Origin of the sequence: Arenimonas sp., from assembly GCF_041919775.1 — a bacterium.
In the GTDB taxonomy this organism is placed as follows: Bacteria; Pseudomonadota; Gammaproteobacteria; order Xanthomonadales; family Xanthomonadaceae; genus Arenimonas.
Genome location: NZ_JAYRTE010000009.1, coordinates 61,170 through 83,656, shown reverse-complemented (window position 1 = coordinate 83,656; position 22,487 = coordinate 61,170). Strand labels below are relative to the sequence as shown.

The 22,487-nt window shown below is 69.0% G+C and carries 22 protein-coding genes; 12 read left to right on the top strand and 10 right to left on the bottom strand.

Annotated elements, in window-relative coordinates:
- The first annotated feature begins 92 nt into the window (after nt 1-92).
- Nucleotides 93-1,085 (top strand): class I SAM-dependent methyltransferase, encoded by a 993-nt coding sequence (locus ACE3TE_RS07415; RefSeq protein WP_374603637.1) that lies wholly within the window; start codon nt 93-95, stop codon nt 1,083-1,085.
- A 52-nt stretch (nt 1,086-1,137) separates the two neighbouring features.
- On the opposite strand, the gene ACE3TE_RS07410 is transcribed toward ACE3TE_RS07415, so the two are convergent.
- On the bottom strand, nt 1,138-2,616 hold the full coding sequence (locus tag ACE3TE_RS07410) for a M20 family metallopeptidase (RefSeq protein WP_374603635.1): 1,479 nt from the start codon (nt 2,614-2,616) through the stop codon (nt 1,138-1,140).
- 204 nt (nt 2,617-2,820) lie between these two features.
- Here ACE3TE_RS07410 and ACE3TE_RS07405 point away from each other — a divergent pair, with 204 nt between their 5' ends.
- From ACE3TE_RS07405 to ACE3TE_RS07390, 4 genes are all read left to right on the top strand, one after another.
- On the top strand, nt 2,821-3,132 hold the full coding sequence (locus ACE3TE_RS07405; RefSeq protein ID WP_374603633.1) for a ComEA family DNA-binding protein: 312 nt from the start codon (nt 2,821-2,823) through the stop codon (nt 3,130-3,132).
- Between the two features lie 70 nt (nt 3,133-3,202).
- Nucleotides 3,203-3,703, top strand: coding sequence for a transposase (locus ACE3TE_RS07400; RefSeq protein WP_374603631.1), 501 nt, complete (start codon nt 3,203-3,205; stop codon nt 3,701-3,703).
- A 24-nt stretch (nt 3,704-3,727) separates the two neighbouring features.
- Complete coding sequence (locus ACE3TE_RS07395; protein WP_374603630.1) at nt 3,728-4,192, top strand: SET domain-containing protein-lysine N-methyltransferase; 465 nt, start codon at nt 3,728-3,730, stop codon at nt 4,190-4,192.
- Complete coding sequence (locus ACE3TE_RS07390; protein WP_374603629.1) at nt 4,192-4,785, top strand: HutD family protein; 594 nt, start codon at nt 4,192-4,194, stop codon at nt 4,783-4,785. Before ACE3TE_RS07395 ends, ACE3TE_RS07390 begins: the two co-directional genes overlap by 1 nt.
- An 86-nt stretch (nt 4,786-4,871) precedes the next feature.
- Here the strand turns inward: ACE3TE_RS07390 and ACE3TE_RS07385 are convergent, their stop codons facing one another.
- From ACE3TE_RS07385 to ACE3TE_RS07355, 7 genes are read right to left on the bottom strand one after another with little or no spacing between them, the layout of a single operon-like run.
- A complete protein-coding gene (locus tag ACE3TE_RS07385; RefSeq protein WP_374603627.1) occupies nt 4,872-5,186 on the bottom strand; it encodes a non-heme iron oxygenase ferredoxin subunit in 315 nt (104 codons plus the stop codon).
- Nucleotides 5,183-5,707: a GNAT family N-acetyltransferase gene (locus ACE3TE_RS07380; RefSeq protein WP_374603650.1), complete on the bottom strand. Its 525-nt coding sequence runs from the start codon at nt 5,705-5,707 to the stop codon at nt 5,183-5,185. The genes ACE3TE_RS07385 and ACE3TE_RS07380 overlap by 4 nt, the downstream gene beginning before the upstream one ends.
- A gap of 51 nt (nt 5,708-5,758) precedes the next feature.
- The gene (locus tag ACE3TE_RS07375; protein ID WP_374603625.1) at nt 5,759-6,988 is read right to left on the bottom strand and encodes a cysteine desulfurase; all 1,230 of its coding nucleotides are present in this window, start codon (nt 6,986-6,988) and stop codon (nt 5,759-5,761) included.
- A complete protein-coding gene (sufD, locus tag ACE3TE_RS07370) occupies nt 6,985-8,286 on the bottom strand; it encodes a Fe-S cluster assembly protein SufD (protein WP_374603623.1) in 1,302 nt (433 codons plus the stop codon). Before sufD ends, ACE3TE_RS07375 begins: the two co-directional genes overlap by 4 nt.
- Entirely contained in the window at nt 8,283-9,053 is a 771-nt protein-coding gene (gene sufC / locus ACE3TE_RS07365; protein WP_374603621.1) for a Fe-S cluster assembly ATPase SufC, read from the bottom strand. The genes sufD and sufC overlap by 4 nt, the downstream gene beginning before the upstream one ends.
- 35 nt (nt 9,054-9,088) lie before the next feature.
- On the bottom strand, nt 9,089-10,531 hold the full coding sequence (gene sufB, locus ACE3TE_RS07360; protein ID WP_374603619.1) for a Fe-S cluster assembly protein SufB: 1,443 nt from the start codon (nt 10,529-10,531) through the stop codon (nt 9,089-9,091).
- Between the two features lies 1 nt (nt 10,532).
- The gene (locus ACE3TE_RS07355; protein WP_374603617.1) at nt 10,533-10,982 is read right to left on the bottom strand and encodes an SUF system Fe-S cluster assembly regulator; all 450 of its coding nucleotides are present in this window, start codon (nt 10,980-10,982) and stop codon (nt 10,533-10,535) included.
- Nucleotides 10,983-11,111: 129 nt separating this feature from the next.
- Here ACE3TE_RS07355 and ACE3TE_RS07350 point away from each other — a divergent pair, with 129 nt between their 5' ends.
- From ACE3TE_RS07350 to ACE3TE_RS07330, 5 genes are all read left to right on the top strand, one after another.
- A complete protein-coding gene (locus ACE3TE_RS07350) occupies nt 11,112-11,609 on the top strand; it encodes an SET domain-containing protein (RefSeq protein ID WP_374603615.1) in 498 nt (165 codons plus the stop codon).
- Between the two features lie 165 nt (nt 11,610-11,774).
- A complete protein-coding gene (locus tag ACE3TE_RS07345; protein WP_374603613.1) occupies nt 11,775-14,006 on the top strand; it encodes a DUF5916 domain-containing protein in 2,232 nt (743 codons plus the stop codon).
- A gap of 202 nt (nt 14,007-14,208) precedes the next feature.
- Nucleotides 14,209-14,793 (top strand): GbsR/MarR family transcriptional regulator, encoded by a 585-nt coding sequence (locus tag ACE3TE_RS07340; protein ID WP_374603611.1) that lies wholly within the window; start codon nt 14,209-14,211, stop codon nt 14,791-14,793.
- Nucleotides 14,793-16,151 carry a cytochrome ubiquinol oxidase subunit I gene (locus ACE3TE_RS07335; RefSeq protein ID WP_374603609.1) on the top strand — a complete coding sequence of 453 codons (1,359 nt, stop codon included), beginning with the start codon at nt 14,793-14,795 and terminating at the stop codon, nt 16,149-16,151. Before ACE3TE_RS07340 ends, ACE3TE_RS07335 begins: the two co-directional genes overlap by 1 nt.
- 12 nt (nt 16,152-16,163) lie before the next feature.
- On the top strand, nt 16,164-17,156 hold the full coding sequence (locus ACE3TE_RS07330) for a cytochrome d ubiquinol oxidase subunit II (RefSeq protein ID WP_374603608.1): 993 nt from the start codon (nt 16,164-16,166) through the stop codon (nt 17,154-17,156).
- 10 nt (nt 17,157-17,166) lie between these two features.
- On the opposite strand, the gene ACE3TE_RS07325 is transcribed toward ACE3TE_RS07330, so the two are convergent.
- Together ACE3TE_RS07325 and fusA are read right to left on the bottom strand one after the other, a co-directional pair.
- Complete coding sequence (locus ACE3TE_RS07325) at nt 17,167-17,679, bottom strand: pilin (protein WP_374603606.1); 513 nt, start codon at nt 17,677-17,679, stop codon at nt 17,167-17,169.
- A 52-nt stretch (nt 17,680-17,731) separates the two neighbouring features.
- On the bottom strand, nt 17,732-19,768 hold the full coding sequence (fusA, locus tag ACE3TE_RS07320) for an elongation factor G (RefSeq protein ID WP_374603604.1): 2,037 nt from the start codon (nt 19,766-19,768) through the stop codon (nt 17,732-17,734).
- A 216-nt stretch (nt 19,769-19,984) separates the two neighbouring features.
- On the opposite strand from fusA, the gene ACE3TE_RS07315 reads away from it, so the two are divergent.
- Together ACE3TE_RS07315 and ACE3TE_RS07310 are read left to right on the top strand one after the other, a co-directional pair.
- Nucleotides 19,985-20,689 carry an alpha/beta hydrolase gene (locus tag ACE3TE_RS07315; protein WP_374603602.1) on the top strand — a complete coding sequence of 235 codons (705 nt, stop codon included), beginning with the start codon at nt 19,985-19,987 and terminating at the stop codon, nt 20,687-20,689.
- 49 nt (nt 20,690-20,738) lie between these two features.
- On the top strand, nt 20,739-22,394 hold the full coding sequence (locus ACE3TE_RS07310) for an amidohydrolase (RefSeq protein WP_374603600.1): 1,656 nt from the start codon (nt 20,739-20,741) through the stop codon (nt 22,392-22,394).
- Nucleotides 22,395-22,487: the final 93 nt, after the last annotated feature.

Genomic DNA, 22,487 nt, shown 5'->3' with positions numbered 1-22,487 from the left:
GTTTCAGCTACCGCCTTCATGGGACGCGGGCATTATCACCGCCTCCCGGAGGCGGCGCTATAATCGGCCGATTGCATTCCCGGGCACCGAACATGAGTGATGACGCGACGCTGCTGGCCGAACGACGCAGCAGCTGGACCAATTATTGGGCCACCGGTGCCCTGCATTCCTGCCTCGGCAGCTTCGAGGAAAACTATGCCGGCGACGTGCCGGGTGCCTGGCGCGAGGCATTGGCGGGACTGCCCGAGGGTTCGCAGGTGCTCGACCTGTGCACCGGCAACGGTGCGCTGCCTGCCTTGTTCCTGGGCGAGTTCCAGGCCGGCAACCTGGCGCGCGTCGTCGCGGTCGACCTGGCCCAGATCCGTCCGGACTGGGTTTCCGGCCTCGCGCCCGCCCAGCAGGAACGACTCGAGCTGCGCGGTGGCGTGCAGGCCGAATCGCTGCCGTTCCCTGACGCAAGCTTCGACATGGTCTGCAGCCAGTTCGGCATCGAGTACACCGACCGCAAGGCCTCGCTGGCCGAGGCCGCCCGCGTGCTGAAGCCGGGTGGAGTGCTGGCGCTGGTGATGCACGACACCGGTTCGGTCATTTGCCGAAATGCGCGCGAAGAGCGCAGCCACCTGGCGTGGATGGCAGAGCGCGGGGTCCTCGACGCCGCGGCGGACCTGTGCGGTTTCGTTGCGCGTGCCGCGACGCCGGCAGGCCGCGAGGCGCTGGCGGCCGACCCGCTGGCCGAGCAGGCGCGCCTGCGGCTTAACCAGGTCATGGCCGACATGACCCTGCGCGCGCAGGAGTCCGAGGTTCCCGATGTGCTGGTGCAGTCGCAGCACACCATCTTCAACGCCATCCAGGCTGCCATGGGCTCGGGTGATGCCGGCAATGGCCGGCAGGCGCTGGACTGGCTGCGCCAGCAGCTGGCGCAATCCGACCTGCGACTGGCGGAGCTGCTCGAGTGCGCGCTCGACGAAGCCGGGCTCGACGCCTTCCTCGAAGGCACGGGTTTCGTCGAAGAAGGGCGTCGCGCCCTGGACTTTCCGGGCGGGCAACGCATGGGCTGGTGGCTGACGGCGCGCAAGCCCGCCTGAGCCACGGCGCGGGGGCCGGCACCGACGGCCGGCGCCCCGCAGGATCAACGCATCAGCAGCAGCCGTGGTCGCCGAACTGGGCGTTGCCGGCCTGCGCCGCAACGCCGCGCGTGAGGCCCTTTTCGCTGGCGACGTAATGTTCGGCGATCACCTTGGCCACGGCCGAGGTGACGCGCTTGCCGGTCGGGATGTGCAGGAATTCGTTCGGGCCGTGCGCATTCGAGTGCGGGCCCAGCACGCCGGTGATCATGAACTGCGCGCCGGGGAATTTTTCGCCGAGCATGCCCATGAACGGAATCGTGCCGCCTTCGCCCATGTACATGGCCGGGGCGCCGAAGTATTCCTGGCTGGCGTGGTCGATCGCGTGTTCCAGCCAGGGCGCCAGGGCCGGCGCATTCCAGCCGGTGCTGGCCTTTTCCAGTTCGACCTCGACCTTGCAGCCGTTGGGCGGGTTGGCTTCGAACAGGCGCTTGAGCACCTCGCCGGCGCGCTTGGGCTCCAGCGTCGGCGGCAGGCGCAGGCTGAGCTTGATCGCCGTGTGCGGGCGCAGCACGTTGCCGGCGCTCGACAGAGGCGGCATGCCGTCCACGCCGGTGACCGACAGCGCCGGGCGCCAGGTGCGGTTGAGCACCAGCTCGGTGAGGTCGGCGTCCATCGGCGCCATGCCCGGCAGGAACGGGAACTTGTCCCAGATTTCCGTGCCCAGCACTTCGGCGGCGCGGCTGGCCTGCTGGCGGCGCTCGTCGGGGATGTCGACGTACAGGTCTTCGACCAGGATCTTGCCGGTGGCTTCGTCTTCAAGACGCGACAGCAGCTGGCGCAGCAGGCGGAAGCTGGAGGGCACGACGCCGCTGGCGTCGCCGCTGTGCACGCCTTCGCTGAGCACGCTGACCTTGAGGTTGCCGCCGGCCAGGCCACGCAGCGAGGTGGTGCACCAGAGCTGGTCGTAGTTGGCGCAGCCCGAATCCAGGCAGACCACCAGCGAAGGTTTGCCGATGCGGTCGGCCAGGTGGTCGACGTAGTGGGGCAGGTCGTAGCTGCCGGATTCTTCGCAGGCTTCGATCAGGATCACGCAGCGGGCGTGCGGCAGGCCCTGTTCCTGCAGCACGCGGATCGCGGTGAGCGAACCGTAGAGCGCGTAGCCGTCGTCGGCGCCGCCGCGGCCATAGAGCTTGTCGCCCTTGATCACCGGCTTCCAGGGGCCGAGGTCGTCGGCCCAGCCGGTCATCTCCGGCTGCTTGTCCAGGTGGCCGTAGAGCAGCACGCAGTCGTCGCCCTGGCCCGGCACTTCGATGTAGATCAGCGGCGTGCGGCCTTCGAGTTCAACCACTTCCACGCTCATGCCCTTGATCGGCTGCGCCTTCGCCCAGCCGGCGAGCAGCTTGACGGCGTCGTCCATGTAGCCGTTCTCGCGCCACTGCGCGTCGAACATCGGCGACTTGTTCGGGATGCGGATGTACTCGACCAGCTGCGGGACGATGTCGCCGTCCCAGGCGTCGGCGACGAAACGTTCGGTCTTGGCGGTGTCCATGGGTGTCCTTGCTGCGGTAATGCCGCGATTTTAGCGCTTCCGGGGCAGCGCCGCCGGGCGGGTAGGAAGGCGCCGACGGTGCGTGGGGCCGGCTTCCGAGCCTTCACGGGGCGGTTTGGCGATGGGGGCGCAGCGGCCGGAACGGGACACTTTCCCTGCCGACGCCAGCCTGGCGCGGCCAGACCCCAAACCCGAGGAACCGCCATGAACAAGACCGTTTCCCTGCTCAGCTCGCTGCTGCTCTGCGCCTTCCTGTCCGGCGGCGCCCTGGCCGCCGAGAAGGTGGACATCAACAACGCCGACGCCGCCACGCTCGACCGCGTGCTCGACGGCGTCGGCCCCAGCAAGGCCGAAGCCATCGTCAGCCACCGCGACAAACATGGCGCCTTCCGCAGTGCCGACGAACTGGCCGAGGTGAAGGGCATTGGCCTGGCCCTGGTGGAAGCCAACCGCGACCGGATCGAGGTGGGCGCCGGCAAGGCCCGCGCCCCGGCGCCGGCGGCATCGACCGACTGATTCGCACATCCCGCGTGGACCCCCGACTTGGCCCGGCCCGCGCCGGGCCCTTTTTCCCCTGGAGGACACGATGCCGCCTTCGCTGCCCGTGCGTGACCAGCCCGACGCCGGCTTCCGCCGGGTCCGCCTGGAGCGTCGCTCCGTACCGGGGCAGACCTACCTGCTGTCGGTCGCCACGCTTTACCGGCGGCCGGTCTTCAGCGACGACGAGGCCGCGCGCGCGGTCTGCCGGGTGCATACCGCGCAGTGGCCCTGGCGGGACAGCGCGGTGCTGGCCTGGGTGCTGATGCCCGACCAGTGGCAGGGCCTGGTGACCCTGGGCGAACGCGACAGCCTGTCGACCCTGGTCGGTCGCTTCAAGGCCCTGACCTCGCGGGCCGTGGAGGATCGCCACCGGGTCAACGGCTGGCTCTGGGGCCGCGGTTTCACCGACCGGGTGCTGGCGCCGGACGAGCCGGCGATGGATGCGGCCCGCCACCTGGTCGGGCTGCCGCTGCGGGCCGGGCTGGTGCGGCGGCTTGGCGACTACGCCTACTGGAACACCGCCTGGCTGGACATCGCCGGCCCCTGAGGGCGCTGCGATAGACTGCGCGGCATGATCCTGCCGCCGTATCGCATCGCCGCCTCGGGCATACCGGGAGCCGGCAAGGGCCTGTTCCTGGAGGCGCCGGTGGCGCGCGGGCGGGTGGTCGTCGCGCCCGACGACATCCGCGGCACCCAGCGCTGGGACGAAGTACGTGCGCGACCGGACGCGGAGGCCGCGATGGCCGCCAGCGTGCGCTGGTTCGAGGACCAGTGCACGGTCAGCCTGGACTGGCCGGACGAATGTTTCGTCAACCACAGCTTCGAGCCCAATGGGCTGTGGCACCTGGGCTTCATCTTCGCGGCCCGTGACCTGGCGGCTGGCGAGGAGCTGACGGTGGACTACCGGCACCTGCTGCCGGAAGGCGAGGTCGAGGTGTTCCGCGACGCCGGCAGCGGGCGCGAGATCGTCGGTTTTTCCTGGGCCGAGTCGCTGGCCCGTTCCAGCCGCGCCCTGCTGGCGCTGCAGGCGGCCTGATGCGCCTGCTGCACTTGCCCGCGCAGGAATACCGCCGCGAGCGCTGGCGCAACGAACGCGGCTGGACGCGCGAAATCCATCGCCAGCCCGAGGGCAGCGCCGACTGGAGCTGGCGCGCCTCGATCGCGGAGATCGACCAGGACGCGCCGTTTTCAGCTTTCCCCGGCGTCGACCGCGAACTGGTCCTGATGGCGGGCGAGGGCATGCACCTGCATTTCGACGACGGCGAATCGACGACGCTGCTGCCGCCGCACGACCGCATCCGCTTCGCCGGCGAACGTCCGCTGCGCGCCGAGCTGATCGCCGGGCCGACCCACGACTTCAACCTGATGTGGCGCCGCGACGCCGTGGACGCGACCCTGCTGCACCGCCCGCTGGTGGGGCCGATGGTGTTTTTCGCCGATGCGGGGACCACCTGGCTGGTGCATCTGATCCGTGGCCAGGCCTGGTTCAAGGACCTGGCCCGCCCGCTGCGCCTGGAACAGGCCGACAGCGTGCTTCTGCTGCCCGACGTTGACGGCCCGTCGCGGCTGATCCTCGAAGGCGGCGGCGAGCTGTTGCTCGCGAAACTGCAGGCCAAGGACCTTTTGTAGGAGCGCCTTCAGGCGCGAATCTTTTGACATTGCCCTTGGCAAAGAAAAGATTCGCGCCTGAAGGCGCTCCTACACAGAGGCCGCGATCAGCGGTCGTCGCGGGTCCAGACGGCGCCGTCTTCCACTTTCACCGGGAAACGCGCCACCGGCGTGTACGCGGGTGCGCACAGGGCCTCGCCGGTGCGCAGGTCGAACCGGGCGCCGTGCAGGGTGCATTCGACCTCGCCGCCTTCGATGGCGCCGGCGCTGAGTTCGAAGTCCTCGTGCGTGCACTTGTCCTCGACCGCGTACAGGTCGCCGTCGAGATTGACCACCAGGATCGGCGTGTCGCCGTCCCAGGCTACCTGCGATTCGCCGGGCAACAGTTCGGACGTGGCGCAGACGCGCACCCATTGGCTCACAGCGTTTTCTCCAGGACTTCGAAGCGCAGGTCGTCGCGCAGCGGGATGCCGAAACGCTCGTCGCCGTAGGGAAACGGCTTCTTGATGCCGGTACGGCGGTAGCCGCGGCGTTCGTACCAGGCGATCAACTCTTCGCGAACGTCGATAACGGTCATGCGCATCAGCGGCATGCCGTATTCGTCGCGGGCGATTCGTTCGGCCTCGGCCATCATCTGCTTGCCCAGGCCGGTTCGCTGCAGGGTGGGCACCACCGAGAACATGCCGAAGTAGCCGGCGCCGTCTTCGACCGCCACGTGCGCACAGGCCTGCAGGCGACCGCCTCGGAAGGCCAGCAGGATCTGGCTTTGCGGGCGACCGATGTGGCCGAGCACGTCCTCGGCATTGGTGCGACGACCGTCTAGCAGGTCGGCTTCGGTGGTCCAGCCGGCGCGGCTGACATGGCCACGGTAGGCCGATTCGACCAGGTCGACGATCGCACCGACGTCGGCCGGCGTCGCGGCGCGGAACTCAAGCGGAGGCAGCCAGCTCATGCGCGGGGACCGGGAAAGGAATGAACCTGGCTCATTCTGGCGTCAAAGCAGCAGCTTGCGGACTTTTTCGATGCCGGCGGCGAGTTTTTCCACTTCCGCCTCGGTGTTGTAGAAGGCCAGCGAGGCGCGGCAGGTCGCCGGTACGCCGAAGTGCGCCATCAGCGGATGCGCGCAGTGGTGGCCCGAGCGCACGGCGATGCCTTCGAGGTCGAGCAGGGTGGCCAGGTCGTGGGCATGTGCGCCGTCGACCAGGAAGCTGATGACCGCGGCCTTGCCCGGTGCAGTTCCCAGGATGCGCAGGCCCTCGATCGCGGAGAGGCGTTCGGTGGCGGCCGCAAGGAGCTCCTGCTCGCGGGCTTCGATCGCATCCATGCCGACCGCAGACAGGTAGTCGGCGGCGGCGCCCAGACCAACGACGCCGGCGATGTTGGGCGTGCCGGCCTCGAACTTGTGCGGCGGTTCGTTAAACACGGTGCCTTCGAAGCGCACTTCCTTGATCATCTCGCCGCCGCCGAGGAAAGGCGGCATTTCGCGCAGGTGCTGTCGCCGCGCCCACAGGCCGCCGGTGCCGGTGGGGCCAAGCATCTTGTGGCCGGTGAAGGCGTAGAAATCGCAGCCCAGCAGCGGGATGTCGACCGCGCGGTGCGGCAGCGCCTGGGAGCCATCCACCAGCGTCACCACGCCCTGCTTGCGCGCCAGGCGGCAAATCTCCGCCACCGGGTTCACCGTGCCGAGCACGTTCGATACGTGGGTGAAGGCGAGCAGCTTAACGTCGCCGGTGAGCTTGGCGCGCAGGTCGTCCATGTCCAGCGAACCGTCGGGCGCCAGCTCAACGACGCGCAGGCTGGCGCCGCTGCGTTCGCAGGCCAGCTGCCAGGGCACGATGTTGGCGTGGTGCTCCATGCGCGTGAGCAGGATCACGTCGCCGGCCTTGAGCCGCGGCAGCGCCCAGCTGTAGGCCACCAGGTTGATGCCGAAGGTGGTGCCCGAAGTCAGGATGAGCTCGTCGGCCGGCACGTTGACGAAGGCCGCCAGCCGGCGGCGCGCGCCTTCATAGGCCTCGGTAGCCTCGCTGCCCAGGGCGTGCACCGCGCGGGAAACATTGGCGTTGTGCTCGCGGTAGAAGGCGTCCATGGCCGCGATGACCGGCTGCGGCTTCTGCGAGGTGTTGGCCGAGTCCAGGTACACCAGCGGCTTGCCGTGCACCTGGCGCGTGAGCACCGGGAAATCGGCGCGCACCTGCGACCAGTCCGGGCGGGTGGCGGCCGTCATGGCGTGGTTCCGCCGGTGCCCAGGCGCGCGGCGACGGTGTCGCCCAGCAGGGTGGCGAGCCCGGCGTCGCCGAGCACGCGCAGGGGTTCGCGCAGGAAGGCCTGCATCAGCAGCACCCGCGCCTGCGCCGCCGGCAGGCCGCGGCTGCGCAGGTAGAACAGCGCGGTCTCGTCCAGGCGGCCGACGGTGGCGCCGTGCGCCGCCTTCACTTCGTCGGCGTGGATCACCAGCACCGGCTGGCTGTCGATTTCAGCGGATTCGGACAGCAGCAGGTTCTTGTTCGACAGTTCGGCTTCGCTGCCATCGGCGCCGGCGCGGATCTCGATGCCGCCGTGGAAGACGGCGCGGCCACGTTCATCGGCCAGGCCGCGCCAAGGCAGTTCGCAGCGGGTGTCGCGGGCCTGGTGGCGGATGCCCAGGCGGGTGTCGAGGTGGCGACGGCCGTCGGCCAGCAGGACGCCGCCGGCATGCAGCGCCGCGCCTTCGCCCTGCAGGTCCACGTTGAGTTCGTGGCGGGACAGGCCCGCGCCCAGCTCCAGGTCCACGCGGCGATAGGCGGTGTCCGAGGCCAGCACCGCGTCGGTGCGCGCGAACAGCGTCGCGCCGGCGTCTTCCTGCTGCAGTCGCGCATGCCGGAGCGAGGCGCCGCCGGCGAGGTGCACGTGGGTGAGGTGGTTCGCGAGGTGGCGATGGGCGCCGCCGCCGAGGTGGTGTTCGACCAGGGTCAGCGAGGCGCCCTTGCGCAGCTCCACCAGGTGGCGCAGGTGCGCGGCCTGGTCGGCGGCACCGGGAGCGCCGACGAAAACCACGTGCAGGGGCGTCGTCACCGAAACGCCGGCCTGCAGGCGCAGCAGCATGCCTTCGATCGCCAGCGCCGCGTTGAAGCGGGCGAAGGGTTCGTCGGCGCGTTCATAGCGGCGGGCGAGCACCGACACCGCGCGCGGGTCGTTGCCGGCCAGCGCCTGCGACAGCGGGCGCAGTTCAACGCCGTCGGGCAGGTTGTCGAGCTGGCTCAGGCCAGCGTCGAAACGCCCGTTGACGAACACCAGGCGCGGCGCGGGAATGGCGGCCAGCAGGGCGTCGTCGATCCGGGCGGCATCGGCGGCGGGCTCGAAGGCGCGGTTGGCCAGCGCCCGCAGCGAGGTGTATTTCCAGGCTTCGACGCGGGCGGCCGGCAGGCCATCGGCCGTCGCCGCGGCCAGGGCCGCGCGGCGGTTTTCGCCCAGCCCCTGGGCGTCCACCAGGGTCGCCGGCAGGGCGTCGAATTCCCTGCGGAATGATTCGACCAGGACGCTCATGGCGTCGCCGGCGCCTGCGGCGCGATCCGGTCGCGGACCCAGGAATAACCGTGGGCCTCGAGCTCGAGCGCCAGTTCCGGGCCGCCCGACTCGACGATGCGGCCGTCGGCCAATACGTGCACGACGTCGGGTTTGATGTAGTCGAGCAGGCGCTGGTAGTGGGTGATGACCAGGAAGGCGCGGTCGGGCGAACGCATCAGGTTGACGCCGTCGGCCACGGCCTTGAGCGCGTCGATGTCCAGGCCCGAGTCGGTTTCGTCCAGGATCGCCAGCTTCGGTTCGAGCAGGGCCAGCTGGAAGATCTCGTTGCGCTTCTTCTCGCCGCCGCTGAAGCCTTCGTTGACGCCGCGGTGCAGCAGCTCGTCCTTGAGGTCGAGCACGGAAAGTTTCTCGCGCACGCGCTTGAGGAACTGCATGGAATCAAGCTCCTCCTCGCCGCGCGCCTTGCGCTGGGCGTTGAGCGCCGTGCGCAGGAAGTAGGTGTTGTTCACGCCCGGGATTTCGACCGGGTACTGGAAGGCCAGGAAAACGCCGGCGGCGGCGCGTTCCTCGGGTTCCAGGGCCAGCAGGTCGCGGCCTTCGAGCTCGATCGAGCCTTCGGTGACTTCGTAGCCTTCGCGGCCGGCCAGCACGTTGCCCAGCGTGGACTTGCCGGCGCCGTTGGGGCCCATGATGGCGTGCACCTGGCCGGGCGCGAGCTCCAGGCTCAGCCCCTTCAGGATCTCCTTGCCGCCGATGCTCACGTGCAGGTTTTCAATTTTCAACATGGTCTTTTCCAGAATCCGGTTCTTTGCGGGAGGGACTAGCCGACGGCGCCTTCCAGCGACACTTCCAGCAGCTTCTTGGCCTCCACCGCGAACTCCATCGGCAGTTCGCGGAACACCTGCCGGCAGAAGCCATCGACGATCATCGACACCGCGTCCTCCTCGCCGATGCCGCGGCTGAGGCAGTAGAACAGCTGGTCCTCGCTGATCTTCGAGGTCGTGGCCTCGTGCTCCACCGTCGCCGTCGGGTGCTTGACCTCGATGTAGGGGAAGGTGTGCGCGCCGCACTTCTTGCCGATCAGCAGGCTGTCGCACTGGGTGTAGTTGCGGGCGTTGGCGGCGGTTTTCTCGACCTTGACCAGGCCGCGGTAGGTGTTCTGGCCGCGGCCGGCGCTGATGCCCTTGGAGATGATCTTGGACTTGGTGTTGCGGCCCAGGTGGATCATCTTGGTGCCGGTGTCGGCCTGCTGGTGGTGGTGGGTGAGCGCCACCGAATAGAACTCGCCGACCGAGTCGTCGCCCTTGAGCACGCAGCTGGGGTACTTCCAGGTGATCGCCGAACCGGTTTCGACCTGGGTCCAGGAAATCTTCGAACGCGCGCCGCGGCATTCACCGCGCTTGGTGACGAAGTTGTAGATGCCGCCGACGCCGTTCTCGTCGCCCGGGTACCAGTTCTGCACCGTCGAGTACTTGATCTCGGCGTCTTCCAGCGCCACCAGCTCGACCACGGCCGCGTGCAGCTGGTTCTCGTCGCGCTGCGGCGCGGTGCAGCCTTCGAGGTAGGACACGTGGCCCTTGTCCTCGCAGATGATCAGCGTGCGCTCGAACTGGCCGGTGTGGCCGGCGTTGATGCGGAAGTAGGTGCTCAGCTCCATCGGGCAGCGAACGCCCCTGGGGATGAACACGAACGAGCCGTCCGAGAACACGGCGGAATTGAGCGCCGCGAAGTAGTTGTCGCCGACCGGCACCACGCTGCCCAGGTACTGGCGCACCAGCTCCGGGTGCTCCTTGATGGCCTCGGACATCGAGCAGAAGATCACGCCCTTTTCGGCGAGCTCCTTGCGGAAAGTGGTGCCGACCGACACCGAGTCGAACACCGCGTCGACCGCGACGCCGGCCAGCTTCGCGCGTTCGTGCAGCGGCACGCCGAGCTTGTCGTAGGTGTCGAGCAGCTCCTGCGGCACTTCGGACAGCGACTTGTACTTCGGGCCCTTGGGCGCGCTGAAGTAGCTCAGCGCCTGCAGGTCGATCGGCGCGATCTCGAGCTTGGCCCATTCCGGCACAGGCATCGTGAGGAAATGCCGGTAGGCGGCCAGGCGCCATTCGGTCATCCACTCGGGCTCCTCCTTCTTCGCCGAAAGCGCGCGCACGATGTCCTCGTTGAGGCCGGGCGGGAAGGTGTCCGATTCGATGTCGGTGACGAAGCCGGCGTCGTAGCGACGCGCCAGCCGTTCGTGGATCTGTTGGTTTTCGATGGCCATGTCAGCCTCCTGCCGGGGCCAGGCGTAAGGGGATGGCCTTGCGTGCCGGCGGTGCCGGCAGCATTTCGGCCAGGGTGATGCCGCCGAGGGCTTCGGCGATGACGTCGTTGATGCGGCGCCAGTGGACCTGCACGCCGCAGTGCGGCTCGTGTTCGCAGCTGGAGTGTTCGCCGGAGCATTCGGTCATGCCCAGCGGGCCTTCGATGGCCTCGACGATGGCGATGAGCGGGATGTCGGCCGCCGGGCGCGCCAGCCGGTAGCCGCCGGCCGCACCGCGGAAGCTTTCCACCAGCCCGGCGTGGGCCAGGGGCTTGAGCACCTTGGCGACCGTGGGCGCCTCGAGCCGGGCCAGTTCGGCCAGTTCGGCCGAGCTGTGCACGCGGCCGGGCGTCCGGGCCAGGGCGACCAGGATGACGGTGGCGTAGTCGGTTAGCTTGGTGACGCGGAGCATGGCGTCGGGCCTGGCGTTCGAATCAGGACCGAAATTGTACGCTTTTGATCCGGCCGGCTCAATAAACGGGGTGTGAAGCGGGCCACGCTTCGGGGACAATGACCACCCCCAGGACGTTTGGACCCGCGCATGCCCAAGAAGATCGAAGCCCGCCGCTCGGCCATCCACGGCAACGGCGTCTTCGCCACCGACGCCATCGCCAAGGGCGAACGCGTGGTGCGCTACAAGGGGCTGCTGCGGACCCATGACGAGGCCGACGAGTTCTACGCCGAAGATCCCGACACCGGCCACACCTTCCTGTTCACGCTCAATGACAAGTACGTGATCGACGCCAACGTCGACGGCAACGTCGCCCGCTGGATCAACCACAGCTGCGAGCCGAACTGCGAGGCGGTCTGGGAGGAAAGTGATACCGGCAAGAAGCGCAAGGACCGCATCTACATCGAGGCCATGCGTGACATCGCCCCGGGCGAAGAGCTGACCTACAACTACGGCATCACCCTGGTCGAAGCGCATACCGCCAGGCAAAAGGCCATCTGGGCCTGCCGCTGCGGCTCGCCGAAGTGCACCGGCACCATGCTGCAGCCCAAGAAGGGCAAGAAGAAGGCCGCCAAGAAGAAAGCCTGAACGTCCCTGTAGGAGCGCCTGCCGGCGCTACGCCCTTCTTTGCCAAAGGCAAAGCAAAAAGATTCGCGCCTGAAGGCGCTCCTACAAATGCCGGGGGTTACTTACGGCCCTCACACCCTCCCGGCGGATTGCCCCAGCATGCCGCGTCACGTCTTTGGCCCCAACATGAACTCCCCACGCTTTCCCCTCACGCTGGCCCTGGCCGCGTGCAGCCTGCCCGCCGCCGCGGTCACCGTGGATGGCCGCATCGATCCCGCCGAATGGACGCAGGCGCGCCACGTCACTGAATTCGTGCGCGTGCAGCCGCTGGACGGCGGCGAACCGGCCCTGCGCACCGAAGCCTGGCTGCTGGCCACGCCCCGCGGCCTGGCCGTGGCGTTCCGCGCCGAACAGCCGCCGGGCGTGCCGCGCACCACCCAGCGCACCCGCCGCGACCAGGGCGGCGCGCTGGACCGGGTGAACCTGATGGTGGATTTCGACGGCGACGGCCGCACCGGCTACGACTTCATGGTCACCGTGGCCGGCGGCATCAGCGACGAGGTGATCACCAGCGAACGCAGCTTCAACACCGACTGGGACGGCCACTGGCACCACGCCGTGACGCAGGACGAGCAGGGCTGGTCGGTGGAAATGCTGGTGCCCTGGCACGTTGCGCCGATGGCCCGGCCGGAGGGCGGCGAACGCACGATCGGCGTCTACCTCGACCGCGTCGTCGGCAGCACCGGCGAACGTTACGGCTGGCCGAAGATCAGCTACCAGAACCCCACCTTCCTGTCCGAGTTCCACAAGGTGCGTATCCCGCACTACGAACAGGCGCTGCTCGCGGTCACGCCCTACGTGGTCGGCGTGCACGACGCTGTCGGCGGCGGCAGCGACTTCGACGCGGGCGCCGACCTGTTCTGGAAGCCCAACGGCCAGTTCCAGCTGTCGGCGACGATCAATCCGGATTTCGGCCAGGTCGAGAGCGACGACCTGGTGGTGAACTTCGGCGCGGTCGAAACCTTCTTCGGCGACAAGCGGCCGTTTTTCACCGAAAACCAGGGGCTTTTTGACGTGCCCTTCGGGGTGGGCAACAGCCGGCTGCTCTACACCCGGCGCATCGGCGGCCCGGCCGACGACGGCAGCGGGTCGGGCGACGTCACCGCGGCGGTGAAGCTCAACGGCAGCCTGGGCCAGGTGCGCTACGGGCTGTTGGCGGCAGCCGAGGGCGACGAGGTGGGTCGCGACTTCTACGCGCTGCGCGCCACCCGCGATTTCGGCGACCAGGACCTGGGCGTGATGCTCAGCCGGGTCGAACGACCGTTCCTGGACCGGGTGGCGACGGTCTATTCGGCCGACCACCTGTGGACGCCGGATCCGGCCTGGGTGATCCGGACGCAGGCGGTGGCCTCGTCGGTCGACCAGGCCGGCACGCGCAGGGACGACTTCGGCTGGCAGCTGCGCGCCGACCACGCGCTGGGCGACGGCTGGCGCCAGCAGCTGTACCTGCTGCACCTGGGCGACGAGCTGCAGCTCAACGACATCGGCTACCTCGACCGCAACGACTTCAACTACGTGCGCTATGAGCTGGCGCGCCGCCGCACCGGTTTCGCCGAAGACTCGCGCTACTCCTCCTGGGAAACCCGCTGGGCCCTGTCCAACCGCCGCAACGGGCAGGGCACGGTGATCGCCGAAGCAGCGGCCATCAACCGGCAGGCCGATCGCCGCGACGGTGGCAGCGAGTTCTGGGAGGTCGCGGCCTGGTCCAGCGGCCACGACGACCTGATCACGCGCGGCAACGGCGTGCTGCGGGTGGCGGAAAAGCTGTACGCCAACTGGGAACGTTCGCGCCCGCGCCAGGGCGCCTGGGCCCTGAAGGGCTGGGCCCGCGCGGCCGGCGAAGGTCTGGAGGGCGCCGAAGGCATGGGCCTGGAGCTGGGCATCGAACCGACCCTGCACATCAGCGACAGCCTGGCGGTGCAGGGTACGTTCGCCCTCAAACACGCGCCCGACTGGCTGCTGTGGCGCGGCGGTGACCGCTTGGGCAGCTTCCGGGCCGACACCGCGCGCCTGGCGCTGAACCTGCAGTGGCAGCTGGGCCACCGCCAGGAACTGCGGGTGAAGCTGGAGTCGATCGCACTCGACGCCCGCCTGCGCCAGGCCTGGCAGGTCGGCCCCGGTGGCCGGCCGGTGCCCACGAACGACCCGATCCCGGACTTCAGCCTGGCCAACCTGGGCTTCCAGGTGCGCTACCGCTACGAACTGGCGCCGCTGTCGGATCTTTACGTGGTCTACGGGCGCGGCGGCGCGCTGCTCGAGGACGGCAGCCGGCCCCTGGCCGACCTGCTGGGCGATGCGACCAGCCTGCGCGATGCCGAGCAGCTGCTGGTCAAGCTGAGCTACCGCTTCGCCAACTGACCAGGGCCTTTGTAGGAGCGGCTTCAGCCGCGAATCTTTTGACTTCGCCTTCGGCGAAGAACTGCTTCGCGGCTGAAGCCGCTCCTACAAAAGCGTGGGCTCGGTGCGTGATGGGTGGCTGAACGTTCCGCCTTGGCCGCTTGCGCTGGCTTGACCTATGTCATTTAATGTTTCAGAAATTTCTGAAACTACGGATGGCGCCATGGACCTCCCCCCGCTCAGCCAGGCCTTCGTGCTGCATTTCGGCGAAATGGGCAGCCGCTGGGGCATCAATCGCACGGTGGGGCAGATCTACGCCCTGCTGTTCATCTCGGCCCGGCCGTTGACCGCCGACGAGATCACCGACCGGCTGGGCGTCAGCCGCTCGAACGTGAGCATGGGCCTGAAGGAGCTGTCGTCCTGGCGCCTGGTGCGCCTGAGCCACCAGCCGGGCGACCGCCGTGACTTCTACACCGCGCCCGAGGACGTCTGGGCCATCTTCAAGACCCTGGCCGAGGAGCGCCAGCGCCGGGAAGTTGACCCGACGCTTTCGATGCTGCGCGACGCGCTGCTCGAAACCCCGGACTCGGCCGAAGAGCGCCACGCGCAGGCGCGCATGCGCGAGATGCACGACCTGATCGAGCAGCTCACCGACTGGTTCGCCGAAGTGCGCAAGCTGTCGCCGGCCACGCTCGAGAAGCTGATGGCGCTGGGCAGCACCGCGACCAGGCTGCTGGACATGAAGGAGCGCCTGCTCGGGTCACCCGACAAGCCTGCGTCCGCCGACCCGGCGCCGGAGTCGCGCTGATGGACGCCGGCGGCGCCATGGACGCCCTGATGCTGGCGCGCATCCAGTTCGCGGCCAACATCAGCTTCCACATCCTGTTCCCGACCATCACGATCGCGCTGGCCTGGGTGTTGCTGTTCTTCAAGCTGCGCTACCTGCGCACCGGCGACGAGAAATGGCTGTCGGCTTACTTCTTCTGGGTGAAGGTGTTCGCGCTGAGCTTCGGCATGGGCGTGGTCAGCGGCGTCACGATGAGCTTCCAGTTCGGCACCAACTGGCCGGGCTACATGAACACCGTCGGCAACATCGCCGGGCCGCTGCTGGCCTACGAAGTGCTGACCGCGTTTTTCCTCGAGGCGGGATTCCTCGGCATCATGCTGTTCGGCCGCAAGCGCGTGGGCGAGCGCGTGCACACGCTGGCCACGGTGCTGGTGGCCGCGGGCACCACGCTGTCGGCGTTCTGGATCCTGGCGCTGAACTCCTGGATGCAGACGCCGGCCGGCTTCGAAATCATCGACGGCGTCGTGCATCCGACCGACTGGTGGGCGATCGTTTTCAACCCGTCCTTCCCGTACCGGCTGGTGCACATGCTGCTGGCCTCGGGCCTGACCGTCGCCTTCCTGGTGGCCGGGCTGTCGGCGTTCCGCTGGCTTCGCGGCGACCGCGGGGCCGACGTGGCGGCGACGCTGCGCACCGGCGTGCTGATGGCGGCGGTCCTGATCCCGGTGCAGATCTTCGCCGGCGACCAGCACGGCCTGAACACGCTGGAACACCAGCCGGCCAAAGTTGCGGCGATGGAAGGCATCTGGGAGGACGAACGCGGTGCGCCGGCGCTGCTGTTCGGCTGGCCGAACGAAGTCGAGCGCCGCAACGATTACGCGATCGGAATCCCCGGCCTCGCAGCGCTGATCCTCACCCACAAACTCGACGGTGAACTCAAGGGCCTGGACAGCTTCGAGGACCACCCGCCGGTGTTCGCGGTGTTCTGGGGCTTCCGGGTGATGGTGGGCGTGGGCATGCTGATGCTGGCGGTGTCCTGGCTCGCGGCCTGGCAGCTGCGTCGCCGCGGCGAACCCTCGCGCTGGCTGGCGCGGGTGCTGGTGGGTATGACGTTCTCGGGCTGGGTGGCGACCCTGGCCGGCTGGTACGTCACTGAAATCGGCCGCCAGCCCTGGCTGGTCACCGGCGTGCTGCGCACCGCAGACGCGGTGTCGGCGACGCCGGCGCCGATCGTCGGGCTCAGCCTCACCGCCTACCTGGTGATCTACCTCGTGCTGCTGGTGGCCTATGTGTCGGTGCTGTTCCACCTGGCCCGCAAGTCCGGCGCGACCGTCGCGCCGCCGATCACCGCTGCCCGCGGCGAACCCGATGAAACCTGACCCGGAGCTCCGATGGACGCCTGGCTGCCGCTGATCTTCATGGGACTGATGGCCCTGGCCATGCTCGTGTACGTAGTGCTCGACGGCTACGACCTGGGCGTGGGCATACTGGTGCCCTTCGCCGACAATCCCGGCAAGGACCGCATGGTCGCGTCGATCGGGCCGTTCTGGGACGCCAACGAAACCTGGCTGGTTCTGGGCGTCGGCCTGCTGCTGGTGGCTTTTCCAGTTGCGCACGGGGTGATCCTGGGCGCGCTGTACCTGCCGGTGCTGGTGATGCTGCTGGGCCTGATCCTGCGCGGCGTCGCCTTCGATTTCCGGGCCAAGGCGCACGACGAACACCGGGTGCTGTGGAACGCCGCCTTCAGCCTGGGCTCGCTGGCGGCGGCGCTGGCGCAGGGTTACATGGTGGGGCGCTATGTCGTGGGTTTCGAGCCGGGGCTGGTGCCGGTGCTGTTCGCGCTGTTCATTGGCCTTTGCCTGGCCGCGGGCTACACGCTGCTCGGCGCCACCTGGCTGCTGCTGAAGATGGAAGGCCCGCTGGTGCGCCAGGCGGCCGGCTGGGGTTGGTGGGCGCTGTGGCTGACCGGCCTGGGCATCGCGGCGGTGTCGGTGGCCACGCCCTTCGTGTCGCCGCGCATCTTCGAGAAGTGGTTCGCGCTGCCCAACTTCTTCCTGCTGATGCCGGTGCCGCTGCTCACCGCCGGCCTGTTCGCGCTGTGCGAAAGCCACCTGCGGCGCATCCGCCGCGGCGGCAAGGGCCGGGACTGGGTGCCGTTCGCGGCGGCGATCGGCATGTTCGTGCTGGCCTTCGCCGGCCTGGCCTACAGCGTGTATCCCTACCTGGTGATCGACCGGATCGAATTCTGGGATGCCGCCGCGGCGCCGGGATCGCTGAAGATCATCCTGGCCGGCGCGCTGGTGACGCTGCCGATGATCATCGGTTACACGGTTTTCGCCTACCGGGTCTTCTGGGGGCGCAGCACGGCGCTGAGCTACGAGTGAGCGCGGCCGGTCATCGGCAGCTGGGCAGCTTCGTCGCCGCGGCGTAGTTGCTGGCGCGGCAGTTCCAGGCCAGGTTGCCGTCGGGCAGTACGGTTGGGGTGAGGCGGATCACGCCGCCGCGGGCCACGTGCGGCTTCATCGCGATGGCGACCTCGCCGAAGGGATGCACGCTGATCGCGGCCACCGGGCCGCCTTCGTGGTCGTCGGGATACCCCAGGCCCAGCTGCGCGAGATTGCGCGGCCAGGTGCCTTCGCGCGCATAGAACTGGTCCACGGCCGCCTGGATCGGACGGGCGCGTTCGATGGCGTCGGCGGCGCGCGCCTGTTCCGGCGGCAGCGGGCCCGGACCGATCGGCGTCCTGCCCATCGGCAGGGGCTCGGGGCGATCCGCCGGCGCGGTTCGCGGCGGGGTCTGGTCGTCCGCGGTCGGCACCGTGGCGTAGTGCACCGACACGCGGTAGGCGACCAGGGCCAGCAGCACGCTCAGCACCAGCGCGACGAAGAGGGGGGCGACACGTTTCATCCGTTACCTGCAAGGCGCGACCAAAGGGCTCGCGCCTGCAGTCTAACCGCCATCAGTCGTTGTCGTGTCGAGGCCGGTAGGCTTCCACCAACTGTTTCTGCACGCCAACGGGCACCGGCTCGTAGTGGCTGAACTCAAGTTCGTAGCGGCCGCGGCCGGCGGTGGCACCCTTGAGTTCGGTGGCGTAGTCGGTCAGTTCCGACAGCGGCACCTGGGCTTTGACGAGGATTTCGCCGCCGCGACCGGCGTCGGTGCCGTGGATGCGCGCGCGCTTGCCGGCCAGCTGGCCGGTGATGTCGCCCATGTGCTCCTCGGGCGCGCTGACCACCAGGTCGACGATGGGCTCGAGCACCTGCGGGCGGGCCTTGAGCACGGCGTCGAGGAAGGCGCGCTTGCCGGCGGCGACGAAGGCCACTTCCTTGGAATCGACGCTGTGGTACTTGCCGTCGTAGACGGTCACGCGCACATCCTGCAGCTGGTAGCCGGCGATGGCGCCGCCGTCGAGCACCTGGCGCACGCCTTTCTCCACCGCCGGGATGAACTGGCCGGGGATGGTGCCGCCCTTGACCGCATCGACGAACTCGAAGCCCTTGCCGCGCTCCAGCGGTTCGACGCGCAGGAAGACTTCGCCGAACTGGCCGGCGCCGCCGGTCTGCTTCTTGTGCCGGTAATGGCCCTCGGCGGGTGCGCCGATGGTTTCGCGGTAGGCGATCGAGGGCGGCCGGGTGGTCACCGCGACGCCATGGCGCTCGCGGATGCGTTCGAGCATCACGCGAAGGTGCAGTTCACCCAGGCCGCGGATCACGGTTTCGTTGAGTTCGGCGTTGTGTTCGACCAGGAAGCCCGGGTCCTCCTCGGCCAGCTTGTGCAGGGCGGTGGCCAGCTTCTGCTCCTGGCCGCGCGTGCTGGCCTCGATGGCGAGGCCGAACATCGGTTTCGGGAAATCGAGTGGCTTGAGCCTGATGTCGTCTTCGTCGTGGCTGTCGTGCAGCACGGCGTCGAAGTGGATGTCCTCGACCTTGGCGACGGCGGCGATGTCGCCGGGCAGAGCCTGGTCGATCTCGACGTGGTCCTTGCCCTGCAGCTTGAACAGGTGGCCGACCTTGAAGGGCTTGCGGCCGTCGTCGATGAACAACTGGCTGTCGCGGCGCACCGTGCCCTGGAAGACCCGGAACACGCTGAGCTTGCCGACGAAGGGGTCGTTGACGATCTTGAAGACGTCGGCGACCACGTGTGCGCCGGCGTCGGGCTTTGCTTCGAAGGGCTGGCCGTTCTTCTCGAAGGGCGGGGGATTTCCCTCCATCGGATTCGGGAACAGTTTTTCGGCCAGATCGAGCAGTTCGCGAACGCCGACGCCGTTTCGCGCGGAAACGAAACACACCGGCACCAGGTGGCCTTCGCGCAGGCACTGCTCGAAGGCGTCGTGCAGGGCCTGGCCGGACAGGCCTTCCTCGCCGTCCTCGAGGTAGCGTTCCATCACCTGTTCGTTGATCTCGACCACCTGGTCGACGATGCGCTGGTGCGCGTCCGCGACCGGGCCGAGGTCGGAGTCGCCTTCGGGGTTGAAGAAACAGTCGACGACCCGCGTGCCCTTTTCGGCCGGCAGGTTGATCGGCAGGCATTCGGGGCCGAAGGCCTCGCGCAGCTCTTCCAGCAGCACCGGCAGGTGGCCGGGGTCGACGTCCATCTTGTTGACCACCAGAACGCGGCACAGGTTGCGCGCCTTCGCGTAATCCATCATCCGCCGCGTTCCGTATTCGACGCCGGTGGCGGCGTTGACGACGATGGCGACGGTTTCCACCGCGGAGAACGCCGACAGGGACGGGCCGCGGAAATCGGGATAACCCGGCGTGTCGATCAGGTTGACGTGGATGCCGGCGTGGTCGGTGCTCGCGATCGCGGTGTTGAGCGAATGGCCGCGGGCTTTTTCCATCGGGTCGAAGTCCGACACGGTGCTGCCGCGTTCGAGGCTGCCTGCCGCGGGAATCGCGCCGCCGGCAAACAGCAGGGCTTCGAACAGGGTGGTTTTGCCGGCGCCGGAGTGGCCTGCCAGGGCCACGTTGCGGATCTGTTGCGTGCTGTACGACATGAGGCCGTTCCTCCCGTGGGTGGGTGGTTGGGCCGTCATGGTCGGCGGCGCGATGGCGCTGCCTTTCGGGTCGTCGAACGCGACCGCGCGTCGGTCATGGCGGACGCCCGGCAGGAGCCGGGGCGCCTAGCCTTCCACTCCGGCCGGTCCGGGTCAACCGCTGGCTTAGACTGCCGGGGCTGGCGGCCCGGAGGGTCGCGACGGGAGGAGTTTGCAGTGGCCGGGGAGTTCCGGGGGGCGGTGTTCGTGCATGGCGCGGGGGGCGGCGGCTGGGAGTGGGCCGCGTGGGCCCGGGTCTTCAGCGCGGCCGGGATCGCGGTGGCCGCGCCCGACCTCCGGCCTGCAGCGGCGGGCCTGGCGGAAACGACCCTTGCCGATTATTCGATGCAGGTCTCGCACTGGCTCGATGCGGTGCCGCGGCCGCGCGTCCTGGTGGGAGCCAGCCTGGGTGGTTTGCTGGCGGCGATGAGCGCCGACCGCGCGGACGCGCTGGTCCTGGTGAACCCGATGCCGCCCGGCGGCCTGCCGGCCGCGCCGGCGTCGCCGCCGGTGGTTCCCTGGGGACGCCGGGCTTCGCTGGAAGGCACGCGACGGGCACTGCCGGGCGCCGATGACGCCGCGGCCCTGTTTGCGTTCCGGCGCTGGCGCGACGAGTCGGGCGCGGCGCTGGACCAGGCCCGTGCCGGCGTTGCCCTGGCAAGGCCGGCGGTGCCGGTGCTGCTGCTCATTTCCGAAGCGGACCGCGACGTGCCTTCACAGGTTTCCCTGGACTTTGCGAAGGCCTGGGACGCCACCGCCTGGCGTATCCCCGGCGGCCACGTCGACCCCCTGCTTGGCCGCGGCGCCCCCACACTGGCCCACCACACCCTCACCTGGCTCAAAATGGGGTCAGAGAACATTAACGTTTCAAACACTGCTTGAAACGTTAATGTTCTCTGACCCCATTTTCGGGAAAGCCCGGGAGATGTCGATGCGTCGGATTTGCCTGTTGATCAGCCTGGCGGCGGCAAGCGGCCTGGCCCACGCCGAGGGCGAGCACCTGCTCGTCGCCGCACGCATCCATACCGGCCTTGCCGATGCGCCCGTCGCGGAAGCCATGGCCTGGGACGCGAAGGGCCGTGTGCTGGCCGTAGGCAGCGCCCGGGACCTTTCGGCGCGCTACCCGCAGGCGACGCGCCACGACGCGGGTGGGGCAACCGTCGTGCCCGGACTCGTGGATGCACACGCGCACCTGATGAACCTCGGATTCGCGCTGCTGCGTGCCGACCTGGTGGACGCGGCCAGCAAGGACGAGGTGATCGCGCGCCTCAAGGCCTTCGAAGCCACGCTGCCCGAGGGTGCCTGGCTGCTGGGCCGGGGCTGGGACCAGAACGACTGGCCCGGCAAGCAGTTCCCGACCGCCGCTGACCTCGACGCCGCCTTCCCAGACCGCCCGGTCTGGCTCGAGCGCGTGGACGGGCACGCCGGCTGGGCCAACAGCGCCGCGCTGCGCGCCGTCGAACGCGACCTGTCCGGCGACTGGCAGCCGGAAGGCGGCCGCATCCTGCGCGACGAATCCGGAAAGGCGACGGGTGTTTTCATCGACACCGCCGCGGCGCTGGTGGACGCCGTCGTGCCGCCGCCCGACCAGGCCCTGCGCAGCGAAGCGCTGGAGCGAGCGCTCGAAGCCGCGGTGGCCAATGGCCTGACCGGCGTGCACGACATGGGCGTGTCCCTGGCCGACCTGCAGCTGATGCGGGGCTTCGCCGACGCCGGCAAGCTGCCGCTGCGCATCCGCGCGTATGCCAACGGCGATGCCGCGGCGCTGGACGCGCTGTGCGCGATGGGCCCCTACGAACACGCGTCGGGCCGGCTGGCCATGCGCGGCGTGAAGTTCTACGTGGACGGCGCGCTGGGCAGCCGTGGCGCCGCGCTGATCGAGGACTACAGCGACGAACCCGGCCACCGCGGCCTGCTGGTGACCGAGCCGGCTGCTTACGCCGCCGGCGTCGCCAAGGCCCACGCCTGCGGCATCCAGCCGGCCAGCCACGCCATCGGCGATCGCGGCAACCGCATCGTGCTCGACACCTATGCCGATGTGCTGGGCGGGAAGGCCGACGGCGACCACCGCTGGCGCGTCGAACACGCCCAGGTCGTGCACCGCGACGACCTGCCGCGATTCGCGTCGCTGAAGGTGATCGCCTCGATGCAGCCCACGCACGCCACCTCGGACATGCCCTGGGCCGAAGCCCGCGTCGGCCGCGAACGTCTTTACGGCGCCTATGCCTGGCAGCGGATGCGCGCGCTCGGCGTGCCGCTGGCGCTGGGCTCGGATTTCCCGGTGGAGTCCGTGGACCCGCGTCTGGGCCTGTATTCCGCGGTCACGCGCCAGGACCGCGATGGCAAGCCGCCCGGCGGCTGGCTGCCCGGCCAGAAGCTGTCGCCGGAACAGGCGCTGCAGGGTTTCACCGCCGGCGCCGCGTTCGCGTCCTTCGACGAGGAAAACATCGGTCGCCTCGCGCCGGGCTTCAGCGCCGACTTCGTGGTGCTCGACGCCGATCCGCTGTCCGTCGACGCTGCGCGCCTGCCGGCGCTCAAGGTGAACTCGACGTGGGTCGACGGGCAGCGCGTTTACGCAGCCGACTAGGCTTGTAGGAGCGCCTTCAGGCGCGAATTCCCCAATTTGCAACTGGGCAGCACAAACGATATCCCCCGCGCGCCCCGCTACCAGCGCCGGCGA